General features: G+C 39.0%; 29 protein-coding genes. All 29 read left to right on the top strand.

The window, feature by feature from the left end; genetic code table 11:
* The 29 genes from rpsJ (at position 1) to Q7J63_RS05570 (ending at position 14,286) form a co-directional block, all read left to right on the top strand.
* Complete coding sequence (rpsJ, locus tag Q7J63_RS05710) at positions 1-306, top strand: 30S ribosomal protein S10 (protein ID WP_014772294.1); 306 nt, start codon at positions 1-3, stop codon at positions 304-306.
* A gap of 253 nt (positions 307-559) precedes the next feature.
* Entirely contained in the window at positions 560-1,192 is a 633-nt protein-coding gene (gene rplC / locus Q7J63_RS05705; RefSeq protein ID WP_019596865.1) for a 50S ribosomal protein L3, read from the top strand.
* 4 nt (positions 1,193-1,196) lie between these two features.
* Entirely contained in the window at positions 1,197-1,826 is a 630-nt protein-coding gene (gene rplD, locus Q7J63_RS05700) for a 50S ribosomal protein L4 (RefSeq protein WP_019596866.1), read from the top strand.
* Positions 1,827-1,830: 4 nt separating this feature from the next.
* Positions 1,831-2,118, top strand: a complete 288-nt coding sequence (gene rplW / locus Q7J63_RS05695; RefSeq protein WP_019596867.1) for a 50S ribosomal protein L23 — start codon at positions 1,831-1,833, stop codon at positions 2,116-2,118.
* A gap of 13 nt (positions 2,119-2,131) precedes the next feature.
* On the top strand, positions 2,132-2,956 hold the full coding sequence (gene rplB / locus Q7J63_RS05690) for a 50S ribosomal protein L2 (RefSeq protein WP_019596868.1): 825 nt from the start codon (positions 2,132-2,134) through the stop codon (positions 2,954-2,956).
* A gap of 2 nt (positions 2,957-2,958) precedes the next feature.
* A complete protein-coding gene (gene rpsS, locus Q7J63_RS05685; protein WP_026333518.1) occupies positions 2,959-3,237 on the top strand; it encodes a 30S ribosomal protein S19 in 279 nt (92 codons plus the stop codon).
* Positions 3,238-3,239: 2 nt separating this feature from the next.
* The gene (gene rplV, locus Q7J63_RS05680) at positions 3,240-3,629 is read left to right on the top strand and encodes a 50S ribosomal protein L22 (protein WP_019596870.1); all 390 of its coding nucleotides are present in this window, start codon (positions 3,240-3,242) and stop codon (positions 3,627-3,629) included.
* Positions 3,630-3,638: 9 nt separating this feature from the next.
* Positions 3,639-4,373: a 30S ribosomal protein S3 gene (rpsC, locus tag Q7J63_RS05675; RefSeq protein ID WP_019596871.1), complete on the top strand. Its 735-nt coding sequence runs from the start codon at positions 3,639-3,641 to the stop codon at positions 4,371-4,373.
* A 22-nt stretch (positions 4,374-4,395) separates the two neighbouring features.
* Positions 4,396-4,815, top strand: a complete 420-nt coding sequence (gene rplP, locus Q7J63_RS05670) for a 50S ribosomal protein L16 (RefSeq protein WP_019596872.1) — start codon at positions 4,396-4,398, stop codon at positions 4,813-4,815.
* A gap of 8 nt (positions 4,816-4,823) precedes the next feature.
* Complete coding sequence (gene rpmC / locus Q7J63_RS05665) at positions 4,824-5,018, top strand: 50S ribosomal protein L29 (protein ID WP_019596873.1); 195 nt, start codon at positions 4,824-4,826, stop codon at positions 5,016-5,018.
* Positions 5,019-5,026: 8 nt separating this feature from the next.
* A complete protein-coding gene (rpsQ, locus tag Q7J63_RS05660; protein WP_019596874.1) occupies positions 5,027-5,290 on the top strand; it encodes a 30S ribosomal protein S17 in 264 nt (87 codons plus the stop codon).
* Positions 5,291-5,292: 2 nt separating this feature from the next.
* Positions 5,293-5,661 (top strand): 50S ribosomal protein L14, encoded by a 369-nt coding sequence (rplN, locus tag Q7J63_RS05655; RefSeq protein WP_019596875.1) that lies wholly within the window; start codon positions 5,293-5,295, stop codon positions 5,659-5,661.
* 2 nt (positions 5,662-5,663) lie between these two features.
* Positions 5,664-6,008 (top strand): 50S ribosomal protein L24, encoded by a 345-nt coding sequence (gene rplX / locus Q7J63_RS05650; protein WP_304884627.1) that lies wholly within the window; start codon positions 5,664-5,666, stop codon positions 6,006-6,008.
* On the top strand, positions 6,001-6,561 hold the full coding sequence (gene rplE, locus Q7J63_RS05645; protein ID WP_019596877.1) for a 50S ribosomal protein L5: 561 nt from the start codon (positions 6,001-6,003) through the stop codon (positions 6,559-6,561). Before rplX ends, rplE begins: the two co-directional genes overlap by 8 nt.
* Before the next feature lie 2 nt (positions 6,562-6,563).
* Positions 6,564-6,833 carry a 30S ribosomal protein S14 gene (gene rpsN, locus Q7J63_RS05640; protein WP_019596878.1) on the top strand — a complete coding sequence of 90 codons (270 nt, stop codon included), beginning with the start codon at positions 6,564-6,566 and terminating at the stop codon, positions 6,831-6,833.
* An 83-nt stretch (positions 6,834-6,916) separates the two neighbouring features.
* Complete coding sequence (rpsH, locus tag Q7J63_RS05635; protein ID WP_019596879.1) at positions 6,917-7,312, top strand: 30S ribosomal protein S8; 396 nt, start codon at positions 6,917-6,919, stop codon at positions 7,310-7,312.
* Positions 7,313-7,321: 9 nt separating this feature from the next.
* A complete protein-coding gene (gene rplF / locus Q7J63_RS05630; protein WP_019596880.1) occupies positions 7,322-7,879 on the top strand; it encodes a 50S ribosomal protein L6 in 558 nt (185 codons plus the stop codon).
* 5 nt (positions 7,880-7,884) lie between these two features.
* On the top strand, positions 7,885-8,235 hold the full coding sequence (gene rplR, locus Q7J63_RS05625) for a 50S ribosomal protein L18 (protein WP_019596881.1): 351 nt from the start codon (positions 7,885-7,887) through the stop codon (positions 8,233-8,235).
* A gap of 8 nt (positions 8,236-8,243) precedes the next feature.
* The gene (rpsE, locus tag Q7J63_RS05620; RefSeq protein ID WP_019596882.1) at positions 8,244-8,762 is read left to right on the top strand and encodes a 30S ribosomal protein S5; all 519 of its coding nucleotides are present in this window, start codon (positions 8,244-8,246) and stop codon (positions 8,760-8,762) included.
* Between the two features lie 4 nt (positions 8,763-8,766).
* Positions 8,767-8,946 (top strand): 50S ribosomal protein L30, encoded by a 180-nt coding sequence (gene rpmD / locus Q7J63_RS05615; RefSeq protein WP_019596883.1) that lies wholly within the window; start codon positions 8,767-8,769, stop codon positions 8,944-8,946.
* Positions 8,947-8,948: 2 nt separating this feature from the next.
* Complete coding sequence (gene rplO, locus Q7J63_RS05610; RefSeq protein ID WP_019596884.1) at positions 8,949-9,395, top strand: 50S ribosomal protein L15; 447 nt, start codon at positions 8,949-8,951, stop codon at positions 9,393-9,395.
* A gap of 4 nt (positions 9,396-9,399) precedes the next feature.
* Positions 9,400-10,719 carry a preprotein translocase subunit SecY gene (gene secY / locus Q7J63_RS05605; RefSeq protein ID WP_019596885.1) on the top strand — a complete coding sequence of 440 codons (1,320 nt, stop codon included), beginning with the start codon at positions 9,400-9,402 and terminating at the stop codon, positions 10,717-10,719.
* Between the two features lies 1 nt (position 10,720).
* Complete coding sequence (map, locus tag Q7J63_RS05600; protein WP_019596886.1) at positions 10,721-11,494, top strand: type I methionyl aminopeptidase; 774 nt, start codon at positions 10,721-10,723, stop codon at positions 11,492-11,494.
* Between the two features lie 2 nt (positions 11,495-11,496).
* Positions 11,497-11,715 (top strand): translation initiation factor IF-1, encoded by a 219-nt coding sequence (gene infA / locus Q7J63_RS05595; protein ID WP_009034195.1) that lies wholly within the window; start codon positions 11,497-11,499, stop codon positions 11,713-11,715.
* A 7-nt stretch (positions 11,716-11,722) separates the two neighbouring features.
* Positions 11,723-11,839: a 50S ribosomal protein L36 gene (gene rpmJ / locus Q7J63_RS05590; protein ID WP_081624975.1), complete on the top strand. Its 117-nt coding sequence runs from the start codon at positions 11,723-11,725 to the stop codon at positions 11,837-11,839.
* Positions 11,840-11,844: 5 nt separating this feature from the next.
* Entirely contained in the window at positions 11,845-12,222 is a 378-nt protein-coding gene (gene rpsM / locus Q7J63_RS05585; RefSeq protein WP_019596887.1) for a 30S ribosomal protein S13, read from the top strand.
* A gap of 15 nt (positions 12,223-12,237) precedes the next feature.
* Positions 12,238-12,636: a 30S ribosomal protein S11 gene (rpsK, locus tag Q7J63_RS05580; RefSeq protein WP_019596888.1), complete on the top strand. Its 399-nt coding sequence runs from the start codon at positions 12,238-12,240 to the stop codon at positions 12,634-12,636.
* Between the two features lie 20 nt (positions 12,637-12,656).
* Complete coding sequence (rpsD, locus tag Q7J63_RS05575; protein WP_019596889.1) at positions 12,657-13,262, top strand: 30S ribosomal protein S4; 606 nt, start codon at positions 12,657-12,659, stop codon at positions 13,260-13,262.
* Between the two features lie 34 nt (positions 13,263-13,296).
* Positions 13,297-14,286 (top strand): DNA-directed RNA polymerase subunit alpha, encoded by a 990-nt coding sequence (locus Q7J63_RS05570; RefSeq protein ID WP_026333519.1) that lies wholly within the window; start codon positions 13,297-13,299, stop codon positions 14,284-14,286.
* Positions 14,287-14,288: the final 2 nt, after the last annotated feature.

The following is a 14,288-nucleotide window of genomic DNA, read 5'->3' as shown; positions in this document are numbered from 1 at the left end:
ATGAATCAAAAAATAAGAATAAAACTGAAATCTTACGATCATAGCCTGGTGGACAAGTCATCAGAGAAGATTGTAAAAGCGGTAAAAGCAACTGGCGCGATTGTCGTTGGTCCAATTCCGCTTCCAACCAAGAAAGAAAAATTTACAGTTTTGAAATCCCCACACGTGAATAAAAAAGCAAGGGACCAATTTCAACTTTGTACCTATAAAAGATTGGTGGATATTTATTCCAACAGTTCAAAAACAGTGGATGCCTTGATGAAAATCGAGCTTCCAAGCGGAGTGGACGTTGAAATCAAAGTCTGATCCTTTTGGTTAATGGAATTGAAAAACCTGCATCCTCTTGGTGTAGGTTTTTCTTTTGCCAAAAGTATAAGTTTGAAACATTGAAGAGTTTGAAAATCCCAAAAAGGGAGAGATTCTAAAATGTTTTTTCGTAAATAATTGAAAATATTATAGTTGGGGTTTGTAACGTGGATATAAATTCCTAACTTTGCAGTCCTTAAAAAGGGGCACAAGTTTATAAACTCTTGTGTTTAATTGTATTATATATCAGAAGATGTCTGGAATAATAGGAAGAAAAGTAGGAATGACTAGCATTTTTAGTGCCGATGGACGTAACGTCGCATGCACGCTAATAGAAGCTGGTCCTTGCGTAGTGACGCAAGTAAAAAATGTAGAATCAGATGGGTACAACGCAGTTCAGTTGGCTTATGGTGAGCGTAAAGAAAAAAATACGCCAAGACCATTGATCGGCCATTTCAAAAAAGCCGGTACTACGCCAAAAAAGAAGGTTGTTGAATTCAGAGATTTTAGAATCGAATTCGAAGGTCAAGTAGATCTTGGGAAAACCGTAAAAGCGGATGAGGTATTCATTGAAGGAGACTTCTTGGATGCGATTGGAACTTCCAAAGGAAAAGGTTTCCAAGGTGTTGTAAAGCGTCATGGTTTTGCTGGAGTAGGTGGTGCTACCCACGGTCAGCACAACAGAGCGAGACATCCTGGTTCCATTGGTGCATGTTCTTGGCCTTCCAGAGTGTTCAAAGGAATGCGTATGGCAGGTAGAACTGGTGGTGACAGAGTAAAGGTGATCAACCTTAGAGTACTTAAAATTTACCCAGAAAAGAACTTGATCTTGGTAAGTGGCTCTGTCCCTGGTCCAAAAAATTCTTTCGTTATTCTAGAGAAGTAAGAAAATGGAATTAGCAGTAATAAAACATAACGGTGAAGACACAGGTAGAAAGATCACTCTTTCTGACGATATATTCGCGATCGAAACCAATGATCACGCAATCTACCTTGATGTAAAGCAATATTTGGCCAACCAGAGACAGGGGACGCACAAATCCAAAGAGCGTAACGAAATCGCTGGATCCACCAAAAAGATCAAAAAGCAGAAAGGTACTGGAGGAGCAAGAGCAGGTTCCATCAAATCCCCGATATTTAGAGGAGGAGGAAGAGTTTTCGGTCCAAGACCGAGAGATTATTCTTTCAAACTCAATAAAAAATTGAAGCAGTTGGCCAGAAAATCAGCCCTGACTTACAAAGCAAAGGACAATAGTGTCATGATTTTGGAGAATGTTTCATTCGACAAGCCAAGCACCAAAGGATACATTGCTTTATTAAATGGTCTTTCTTTATCAGGTGAAAAAACACTTTTGGTTCTTCCGGAACAAAACAAGAATGTTTACTTGTCAAGCAGGAATGTACCTAAGGCGAAAGTTGTCACTGTTAATGATGTAAATACTTACGAACTATTGCATGCTGATAAGCTTGTACTCTGTGAGGATTCTGTAAGTATGTTGGAAACCCTTTTATTAAAGTAAGAAAATGGATATACTTAAAAAGCCTTTGATTACGGAAAAGATTTCTGCAATGAACGAACAGGGAGTCTATGGGTTCGTGGTTGAAAGAACAGCAAAAAAGCCAGAAATCAAAAATGCCGTAGAAAAAATGTTTGGTGTGAAAGTAGTGGCCGTAAGGACCATGCGTTATGCTGCAAAGCATAAGACAAGATACACCAAAGCAAAAGTTGTTTCCGGTTACACCAATGCTTTCAAGAAAGCGATTGTACAGGTAGCGGAAGGTGAAGTAATTGATTTTTACGGAGAAATTTAATTGAATCAGAATCATGGCAGTTAAAAAATTAAAACCTGTAACCCCAGGAACCAGATTTAGAGTTGCTCCGGTATTTGATGAGATTACAGCATCAAAACCAGAAAAGTCTCTATTGGCACCTTTGAAAAAATCAGGTGGTAGAAATAATGTCGGTAAAATGACCGTCCGTTACGTGGGCGGTGGACATAAAAGAAGACTTAGAATCGTTGATTTTAAAAGAACAAAGTACGGTATCCCTGCTGTAGTGAAGTCTATAGAGTATGATCCAAATAGGACCGCTCGTTTGGCTTTGTTGTATTATGTGGATGGTGCAAAAGCATATATCATTGCCCCCGAAGGGTTGGAAGTTGGTCAGACCATCGTATCTGGCGAAATTGCTCCTCCTGAAGTTGGAAATGCAATGCATTCAATCAATGTTCCTTTGGGTACAATTGTCCACAACATAGAGTTGAAGCCTGGTAGAGGTGGAGCTTTGGCCAGAAGTGCTGGTGGTTATGGTCAAATTGTAGCAAGAGAAGGTAAATATGTCACCATCAAATTGCCTTCCGGCGAAATGAGGTTGATTTTGGGTACTTGTATGGTAACTGTTGGAACTGTTTCCAATGGAGATCACATGAACGTGAGATTGGGTAAAGCCGGTAGAAATCGTTGGTTGGGAAGAAGACCAAGAACAAGGGGTGTTGCAATGAACCCTGTCGATCACCCTATGGGTGGTGGTGAAGGTCGTGCTTCAGGTGGTCAACCAAGATCAAGAACTGGTCTACTTTCCAAAGGAAAGAAAACCAGATCACCCAAGAAGTATTCAAATAAATTCATTATCAGCAAACGATCTAAATAATTATGGCACGTTCATTAAAGAAAGGTCCTTATATAGAGCATCACTTATTGAAAAAAGTCGATGTGATGAACGAATCTGGAAAAAAATCAGTCATCAAGACTTGGTCAAGAAGATCTATGATTTCTCCGGATTTTGTAAGCAATACCTTCGCTGTTCATAATGGCAATAAATTTATCCCGGTTTTCGTAACGGACAATATGGTCGGTCACAAACTTGGTGAATTTGCACCAACAAGGAACTTTAGAGGTCACGTTGCCAAAAAAGACAAAGGAAAGAGATAATCATGGAAGCGATAGCAAGATTAAATAACGTTCCTACTTCTCCGCGAAAAATGCGGTTGGTAGTAGACCTCATCAGAGGCAAAAAGGTTGGATATGCCTTGAGCATATTGAAATTCACACCCAATCATGCTGCCATTAGAGTAGAAAAGCTTCTTCTTTCGGCTGTGGCCAACTGGCAAGCTAAGAATCCTGATGAAAAGCTTGAGGATGCTGATCTATATATCAAAACTATTCAGGTAGATGGTGGTCGTATGTTGAAAAGACTGAGACCAGCACCGCAGGGTAGAGCACATAGAATCCGTAAAAGATCAAATCATGTAACATTGGTTGTTGATAACATCAAGACTCCTGTTACCGCTGATACAATAGAAACAAAAGAAAATTCTAATTAAGAATAGACTATGGGACAAAAAGTAAACCCTATTGGTTTTAGACTTGGAATAGTCAAAGGTTGGGATTCGAATTGGTATGGTGGTAAGGATTTTGCTGAGAAGCTTTACGAAGATCAGCAAATCAGGAAATATGTCAACGCCAGAATTCCAAAAGGAGGTATTTCAAAAATAATCATTGAAAGAACGCTTAAAAGAATCACGCTAACCATCCATACTGCCCGTCCGGGTGTTGTGATTGGTAAAGGTGGTGCTGAAGTAGACAAACTTAAGGAAGAGCTCAAAAAGCTAACCAACAAGGATGTTCAAATCAATATATTTGAAATAAAGCGACCTGAAATGGATGCTAAATTGGTAGGCGAATCTATAGCGCAACAGCTTCAGGCTCGTATATCATTTAGAAGAGCGATGAAGCAATCCATCGCAGCTACCATGAGAGTGGGTGCTGAAGGTATAAAAGTGAAACTTTCCGGACGACTGGGAGGTGCTGAAATGGCGAGATCTGAAATGTACAAAGAAGGTAGAATTCCTCTACATACTTTGAGAGCAGATATCGATTATGCTATTTCTGAAGCTCATACTATCTATGGTATCATTGGTATCAAAGTTTGGATCTTCAAAGGTGAAGTATATGGTAAACGAGATTTATCTCCAAACCAAGGTGCGACCAATGATCCAAAAGCCAGTGCAACCAGGGGTAATAAGAGAAGAGAAGGCGGCCCAAAAAGAAGAAAGAGAAACCCCTAATTTTCACCCTAAGTGAGAAATCATGTTACAGCCAAAGAGAACTAAATATAGAAAAATGCACAAGGGGAGAGTCAAAGGCTTGGCGCAAAGAGGGCATACGCTTTCTTTCGGCAACTTTGGTGTCAAATCCCTTGAAGCTGGTTGGATTACATCCCGTCAGATAGAAGCAGCTCGTATCGCGATGACCAGAGCGATGAAAAGAGAAGGTCAAGTATGGATAAGGATTTTCCCTGACAAGCCTATCACCAAAAAACCTGCAGAGGTTCGTATGGGTAAGGGTAAAGGAGCTCCGGAATATTGGGTTGCGGTTATCAAACCAGGAACAATCCTTTTTGAAGCCACTGGCGTCAGTATGGAAACTGCACAGGAAGCTTTGAGATTGGCTCAACAGAAGCTTCCCGTCAGTACAAGATTTGTAGTACGTAGAGACTACGTAGGATAATAGAAACTATGAAAAACTCAGAAATCAGATCACTTTCAGAAAGTGAAATCAGTGAGCGGATTGTAGCTGAGCAAAGCAATTTGACAAAATTACGTTTTGCCCATGCCATTTCTCCAATAGAGAATCCCAATAAAATAAGAGAGACAAAGTTGTTGGTCGCAAGATTGAAAACAACCTTGAGCGCCAAACAATTAGCTAAATAAGAATTAAGATGGCTACTACTGAGAGAAATCTACGGAAAGAAAGAATAGGAAAAGTAGTTAGCAACAAGATGGAGAAATCCGCTACTGTTGCCGTGGAGAGAAGGGTAAAACACCCTATCTACGGTAAGTTTGTTGCAAAGACTACCAAATTTATGGTTCATGACGAGAACAACGAGTGTCACCCAGGTGACCTTGTAAAGATTAGTGAGACTCGTCCGCTGAGTAAGAATAAGCGTTGGAGATTAGTAGAAATAATAGAAAAGGCTAAATAATCATGATACAACAAGAATCCAGACTAAGCGTAGCGGATAATTCGGGTGCCAAAGAGGTGCTTGTGATCCGTGTATTGGGAGGAACCAAGAAAAGATATGCTTCTATTGGTGATAAAGTTGTAGTAACTGTAAAATCAGCTATTTCTTCCAGCAGCATGAAAAAAGGTACCGTTTCAAAAGCGGTTATCGTGAGAACTAGGAAAGAAATTAGAAGAAAAGACGGTTCATATATCCGATTTGAAGATAATGCAGCAGTTCTTTTGAATAACAATGACGAGCCTAGAGGTACACGTATCTTTGGTCCAGTTGCTAGGGAATTGAGAGAAAAGCAGTTTATGAAAATTGTGTCTTTAGCCCCAGAAGTATTGTAATCATGGAAAGAAAATTCAATAAGCAACCAAAATTGCATATCAAAACTGGCGATACAGTAAAAATTATCGCCGGTGATGATAATGGAAAAACGGGACAAGTTCAATCAGTGAACTTAGAAAAAAGGAAAGCTATCGTGGAAGGGATCAATATGGTCACCAAACACGTCAAGCCTACTGCTACAAGTCCTCAAGGTGGAATCGAGAAGAAAGAAGCCGCTATTCATTTAAGTAACCTTATGCTTGTAGATCCAAAAACTGGTGAAGCAACTAGGACTGGAAGAAAGCCGGGCGAAAATGGTAAATTAGTTAGGTATTCTAAGAAAACTGGGGAGGTAATCAATGGCTAATCCAAGAATTAAAGATAAATTCATCGCAGAAATTGCACCTTCTTTGAAGGAAAAATTTCAGTATCAGTCTGTAATGCAAGTACCTAAATTGACGAAAATCGTCTTGAATAAAGGTATTGGCGCTGCAGTAGCAGATAAAAAATTGGTAGATCAAGGAGTTGAAGAACTTTCATTGATCACTGGTCAGAAAGCTGTAGCTACAAAAGCGAAAAACTCAATCTCCAATTTTAAATTGAGAGAGGATATGCCCATCGGTGCGAAAGTTACTTTGAGAGGTCATAGAATGTATGAATTCCTTGACAGATTGATCTCAGTTGCCCTACCACGTGTAAGGGATTTTAAAGGGATCAACGATAAAGGATTTGACGGAAGAGGGAATTACACTCTCGGTGTGACAGAACAGATTATCTTTCCTGAAATCAGCATTGAAAAAGTCAACAGAATCTCTGGTATGGACATCACTTTTGTGACTACAGCCAACACAGACGAAGAAGGCTTTGCCTTGTTAAAAGCTTTTGGAATGCCTTTCATCAACAAAAATAATCCAGAATAATCATGGCAAGAGAGTCATTAAAAGCTCGTGAGAGAAAAAGAGAACGTCTTGTAGCCAAGTACTCCAAGAAAAGAGCAGAGTTAAAGGCTGCTGGAAACTATGAAGCTTTGGATAAGCTGCCAAAAAATTCATCACCTGTGCGTCTGCACAATAGATGTAAATTAACTGGTCGTCCTAAAGGTTACATGAGAAAGTTTGGTATCAGTAGGGTTACCTTCAGAGAAATGGCTTCTGCTGGTAAGATTCCTGGGGTTACGAAATCGAGCTGGTAATAATCAGACAAAAGTTTTTATTCTAAAAATCATTGTGTAACTTTGCACGCCCATAACGGGTACGCAGTTAGACTTATATAAATATGACTGATCCAATAGCTGATTATCTAACCAGATTGAGAAATGCCATCAAGGCTTCTCATCGAATCGTTGAGATACCCGCCTCTAACATCAAAAAAGAGATGACAAAGGTGCTTCATGACAAAGGATATATCCAAAACTATAAATTTGAAGAAAATGGTCCTCAGGGAACTATCAAAATAGCTTTGAAATACAATCCAACGTCTAAGCAAAACGCCATTGTCAACTTGACAAGAGTTAGTAAGCCAGGGTTGAGAAAATATGTTAAGCATGACGCACTACCCAGAGTCATAAATGGCTTGGGTGTCGCCATCGTTTCCACGTCCAAAGGTGTAATGACCGATAAGGAAGCCCGTACTGAGGGTGTAGGTGGAGAAGTACTTTGTTACGTTTATTAATAAACCGTTATGTCCAGAATAGGTAAAAAACCAATAAATATACCCGCGGGTGTTACTGTAGACGTGGCAGCACACAATACTGTTACTGTTAAAGGTCCCAAAGGTACTTTGACTCAGGATGTAAATCCTGATATCATCGTAGCAATTGAAGAAAATCAGGTTGTTTTAACCAGGCCAACGGATTCCAAAAGACACAAATCTCTTCATGGTCTCTATCGTTCCTTGATCAATAATATGGTCATTGGCGTTTCAGAGGGTTACAAGAAGAAATTGGAATTGGTAGGTGTTGGATATAAAGCGTCTAATCAAGGTCAAGTTTTAGAACTGGCTCTTGGATATTCACATAGCATCTATTTTGCACTACCGGAATCAATTTCCTTGTCTACTGAGACACCAAAGGGTAAAAACCCTTCAGTAAGTTTAGAAGGTATAGACAAAGAATTGATCGGTCAAGTTGCTGCAAAAATAAGATCGTTACGTAAAGTCGAGCCTTACAAAGGTAAAGGTGTTCGATTCGCTGGAGAGATTGTTAGACGTAAGGCTGGTAAAACCGCTGGTAAAAAATAATTAATATGGCTTTCAATAAGAATTCTAGAAGACTTAGAATCAAAAAGAGTATTCGTAGAAAGATCTCCGGTACCGATTCTAGACCTCGTTTATCAGTATTCAAAAGCAATACTGGTATATATGCGCAACTGATCGATGATCTTAAGGGTAACACCCTTGCGTATGCATCTTCCAAAGAACTTGGATCTTTGCAAAACACCAAGCTTTCGATTTCAAAGGAAGTTGGGTTGAAAATAGCTGAAAAGGCTGTTGCGAATGGAGTCACTGAGGTTGTATTTGACAGAAGTGGTTACCTTTATCATGGGAATGTTAAAGCTCTTGCTGAAGGTGCAAGAGAAGGTGGCCTTAAATTTTAATAGAAATTATGTCACAAATTAAAAGAAAACCCATAAGGGCAACTGATACTGAACTTAAGGAGAAAGTTGTAGCTATAAACCGAGTTGCGAAAGTAGTAAAAGGAGGTAGAAGATTTTCCTTCTCTGCGATCGTTGTTGTTGGTGATGGAAGTGGTATTGTAGGTTATGGTTTAGGCAAAGCCAATGAGGTCACTGATGCTATTACCAAAGGCATAGAAGACGCGAAGAAGAATCTTGTTAAGGTTCCGATTTTGAAAGGAACTATACCGCATGAGCAATTAGGTAAGTTTGGAGGCGGATTCGTATTGATCAAGCCGGCTGCACCTGGTACAGGTGTAATCGCGGGTGGTGCAATGAGAGCCGTTTTGGAAAGTGCTGGCGTAACAGACGTTTTGGCTAAATCCAAAGGTTCTTCAAATCCACACAATGTTGTGAAAGCGACTATTGATGCCTTGGTTCAATTAAGGGATGCAATCAATGTTTCTCAACAAAGAGGTGTAAAAATGTCTAAAGTTTTTAACGGATAATAACATGGCTAAGATAAAAATCACACAGCTCAGAAGTATTATCGACAGACCTAAGGATCAAAAAGACACCATTAAGGCGCTTGGTCTGGGTAAAATAAACAGGACTGTGGAAGTTGAAAATACTCCACAGATCGCTGGTATGGTAAGAAAAGTAAGTCACCTTGTTAAAGTGGAGGAAGTTTAATCATGAAACTACATACATTAAAACCAGCCGAAGGATCTACCAAAAATAGAAAAAGAATCGGTCGTGGTCAAGGTTCAGGCAGAGGTGGTACCTCTACAAGAGGCCACAAAGGAGCCAAATCTAGATCAGGATATAAGTCTAAGCTTGGATTTGAAGGTGGACAAATGCCACTTCAAAGACGTGTTCCTAAATTCGGCTTTAAAAGCATCAATAGAGTTGAATGCAATGTTATTAATCTTAACGTTCTTCAAGAATTATCAGAAAAGCTATCTTTAGACACCATTTCAGTTGATGTTTTGGTAGAAAATGGCTTAGTCGGTAAAAAAGATGTTGTTAAAGTTCTAGGAAGAGGCGAACTTACATCAAAATTGAACGTAAGTGCCCATTATTTCTCCGCGTCAGCAGTTGAGGCGATTGAAAAATTAGGTGGAACAGTAAACAAGATTTAAATAAATGAAAAAGTTTATTTCAACAGTTAAGAACATCTTTTCTATTGAAGATCTAAGAATTCGTATTTTGAATACAATAGGTTTTCTAATTGTATTCAGATTAGGATCTTTTATCGTCCTACCTGGCGTAGATCCTTCTAAATTAGGAGATGCTCCCGAAGGAATTTTTGGACTGATAGATACTTTCCTTGGTGGAGCGTTTAGTAACGCTTCCATTTTTGGACTGGGTATTATGCCCTATATATCTGCTTCGATTGTGTTGCAGTTATTAACTGTTGGAGTTCCTTATTTTCAAAAGTTACAAAAGGAAGGAGAGTCTGGTAGGAAGAGGATCACTCAAATTACCAGGGTTCTGACCATTGTCATCACGGTTGCTCAAGGAGTTGGTTACATCACTGCTACCATCCTTCCAACTGGTGCTGTTATGGTAAGTACATCTCTTTTCATGTTTAGTTCTTTGGTTTTACTCGCTGCAGGCACAATGTTTTGTATGTGGCTAGGTGAAAAAATAACCGAAAAAGGTATCGGAAACGGTATTTCTATGCTGATTATGATTGGGATCATATCAAGGTTTCCCGGCGCCATTATAGCAGAAGGTCTATCCAAAGGTACTTCTGGAGCTCTTTTGTTAATCATTGAAGCAGCTGTTCTGTTCTTTGTAGTAGTAGGAGTTGTCGCTTTGACCGAAGCAGTAAGAAGAATCCCAGTTCAGTATGCAAAACAGGTTGTTGGTGGTAAAGTATACGGTGGACAGCGTCAGTACATTCCGATCAAAGTGAATGCCTCTGGTGTAATGCCCATTATCTTTGCCCAATCTCTGATGTTTGTACCTGCTTTGGTCGCACAAATTTGGTCGGCGGATAATGATATCGCGAATTACATTGGGAGTACATTTAGTGATTTTACCTCATGGCAATACAATTTGGTGTTTGCTACGATGATCATTTTATTTACTTTCTTTTACACTGCAATCACGGTCAATCCGGAACAGATAGCAGAAGATCTTAAACGAAATGGTGGTTTTGTTCCGGGTATCAAACCTGGAGCTCCTACCGGTGATTTCATTGATAATATTATCTCTAAAATCACCCTTCCTGGGTCGATCTTACTGGCTCTGGTCGCGATCCTTCCTGCATTTGCAATTATAGCGGGTGTCAGTGGTGAATTTGCTCAATTTTATGGTGGGACTTCATTGCTGATCATGGTAGGTGTAATCATGGATACCTTAAGACAGATTGAGAGTTATTTGTTGATGAGGCATTATGAGGGAATGATGAAAAGCGGGAATATGAAAAATAATCCCACTGATTACGTAGTAGCTTAATATGATTCATTATAAATCTGCTGAAGAGATCCAATTAATCAAGGAAAGTGCCAAGATTTTAGGTAAAGCTCACGGAGAAGTTGCGAAATATATCAAAGAGGGAGTTAAAACCTCCTTCTTAGATAAAATTGCCGAAGAATACATCAGAGACAATAATGGTGTACCTTCGTTTAAAGGATATAATGGTTTCCCTTCGACACTTTGTATTTCAGTAAATGAAGTAGTTGTGCATGGGTTTCCTAGCGAATATGTTTTGAAAGATGGCGATATAATCTCAATAGATTGTGGAGTCTTTCACCAAGGTTTTCATAGCGATTGCGCTTATACTTACCCTGTCGGTGAAGTTTCCCCACAAGTATTGTCATTGTTAAAGACTACAAAAGAGTCGTTGTATCTAGGTATCGAAAAAGCGGTTTTCGGCAACAGGGTAGGTGACATCGGTCATTCCATACAAAAGTTTGTAGAATCGAAAGGTTATACAATTGTAAGAGAGTTGGTCGGTCACGGTTTGGGAAAGAGTCTTCATGAATCACCGGAAGTTCCAAATTATGGAAAAAAAGGAAGTGGACCTATCTTGGATGCTGGATTGGTAATTGCAATTGAACCGATGGTGAATCTGGGTTCGAGGAATATTGTTCAGGAACGGGATGGTTGGACCATCCGGACTGCGGATAAGAAACCTTCAGCTCATTTTGAGCATACGGTGGCCATATTTCAAGATAGAACAGAAATTTTGACCACACATCAATATATAGAAGAAAATTATAAATTCTAAGTATGGCTAAACAGACATCTATTGAACAAGATGGTACAATAGTAGAAGCATTGTCTAATGCAATGTTTAAAGTGGAACTTGAAAATGGTCATCAATTGATTGCACATATTTCAGGTAAAATGAGAATGAATTACATAAAGATCCTGCCGGGTGACAAAGTGAAATTAGAGTTGTCTCCTTATGATCTTTCAAAAGGTAGAATTGTTTATCGATACAAATAAATTTGTCATGAAAGTAAAGACATCAATTAAGAAAAGAAGTGTTGATTGTAAGGTTGTCAGAAGAAATGGAAAGCTTTATGTGATCAACAAAAAGAATCCAAAGTTTAAACAAAGACAAGGTTAAAAATTATGGCAAGAATTGCAGGTGTTGACATACCGGACAACAAACGTGGTGAAATTGGCTTAACCTACATCTTCGGAATTGGTAGAAGTGCGGCCAAAGCGATCCTGCTGAAAGCAGGGATTTCTTTTGATAAGAAAGCTGGAGAGTGGGATGATGAAGAATCTACCGCTATCAGGAATTTGATTGCTGAAGAATACAGAACAGAAGGTGTTTTGAAATCAGAGATTCAATTGAACATCAAAAGATTGATGGATATAGGTTGTTATAGAGGTTTGAGACACCGTAAAGGTTTACCTGTAAGGGGTCAAGGAACTAAAAATAACGCTAGAACAAGAAAAGGTAAGAGAAAAACTGTTGCTAACAAGAAAAAAGCAACTAAATAAATCTTGATTTAGATTATGGCTCAGAAAAGAAACGATAAAGCTAAAGGTAAAAAAAGGGTAGTTAAAGTAGAGGCGATAGGTCAAGTGCATATCAAAGCTTCCTTTAACAATATCATCATCTCCATTACCAATAATTCTGGTCAGGTGATCTCTTGGGCTTCTGCCGGTAAAATGGGATTCAGAGGTTCAAAAAAGAACACACCTTACGCTGCACAAATGGCTGCACAAAATTGTGGTCAAGTTGCGTATGACTTAGGATTGAGAAAAATTGAGGTTTTTGTAAAAGGACCAGGGTCTGGCAGAGAGTCAGCGATCAGGACTTTGCAAAATGTTGGCTTAGATGTAACTACGATTGTCGATGTGACTCCACTTCCACACAATGGTTGTCGTCCACCAAAACGTAGAAGAGTTTAATTTATTAATTTAGATAAATAATGGCTAGATATAGAGGTCCAAAGGCAAAAATTGCCAGAAAATTCGGTGAGCCTATTGAAGGACAAAGTAAAGTACTTCAGAAGAAAAATTATCCTCCTGGCATGCATGGGAGAGGTAGAAGGAAAAAACAGTCCGAATATGCGATCCAGTTGATGGAAAAGCAAAAAGCAAAATACATTTACGGCGTATTGGAAAGACAATTCGCTAAGATGTTTGGTATTGCTTCCAGAAAACAAGGTATCACAGGTGAAAATCTTCTTCAATTGCTGGAGGCTAGATTAGACAACACCGTATACAGATTGGGAATTTCTCCAACCAGAAGAGGTGCGAGACAATTGGTCAGTCACAAGCATATTTTAGTGAACGGAGAGGTGGTAAACATTCCTTCTTATACTCTTAAACCTGGGGATACAATATCTGTAAGGGAAAGGTCTAAATCACTAGAGGCAATTACCGCAAGTTTGTCTGGTAAAGGAACAAATCGTTATCCTTGGTTAGAGTGGGATAATAGTTCTTTGACAGGTAAGTTTGTTTTGGTTCCTACAAGGGATGATATTCCTGAAAACATTAAGGAACAACTGATTGTCGAACTTTACTCTAAGTAATAATAAACTTTCTGACTTTAAAAGAACTAATGATATGTCCATACTAGCATTTCAAATGCCCGAAAAAGTGGTGATGGAGAAAGCAGATGATTTTCACGGTCTGTTTACCTTCAAGCCATTGGAAAAGGGTTATGGGGTCACCATTGGTAATGCCTTGAGGAGAATTTTGCTATCTTCATTGGAAGGGTATGCCATCACATCTGTTAAATTACCAGGTGTGGTTCATGAATTTTCCACCATTGAAGGAGTAGTGGAAGACGTGACTGATATTATTCTTAATTTGAAACAAGTAAGATTCAAAAAAGTCCATGAGGCTATTGATGGAAAAATTACTGTAGAAATTAAAAATCAGTCTATCGTCACTGCTGGAGATATCGCTAAGTTTACCTCTTCGTTTGAGGTGTTGAACCCTGAGTTGGTGATTTGCCATCTCGATGATTCAAGAAGTTTGGAGATAGAGCTTTCAGTAGAAAAAGGCAGAGGATACCTTCCTGCGGAAGATTCCAAACCAAAAGATCAAATATTCGGTGTTATTCCTATTGATGCCATTTTTACCCCTATTAAAAACGTTAAATACAGCGTTGAAAATACTAGGGTAGAACAAAAAACTGATTTTGAAAAACTAATTCTCGAAGTTAATACGGATGGTTCCATACATCCAGAAAAAGCACTACAGGAGGCAGCCAAGATTTTGATACAACATTTTATGTTGTTTTCTGATCAAACTATGGTCTTGGATTCTACTGGAGTTACTGAACCGGAACCAATTGATGAGGAGTTTCTTCACATGAGGAAACTTTTGAAGACTTCATTGAGTGATTTGGATCTTTCAGTTCGTGCGTTCAACTGCCTGAAAGCGGCTGACGTAAAAACCTTAGGCGACCTAGCCAGATTGGAAATTTCCGACATGATGAAATTTAGAAATTTCGGAAAAAAATCCTTGGCAGAACTTGAACAATTGATTCAAGAAAAAGGCTTGACCTTCGGCATGGATTTATCTAAGTATAAACTTGATGAAGAATAAAT

This window comes from Rhodonellum sp., from assembly GCF_030656585.1.
Lineage (GTDB): Bacteria > Bacteroidota > Bacteroidia > Cytophagales > Cyclobacteriaceae > Rhodonellum > Rhodonellum psychrophilum.
This window is presented reverse-complemented; position numbering and strand designations above follow the sequence as displayed.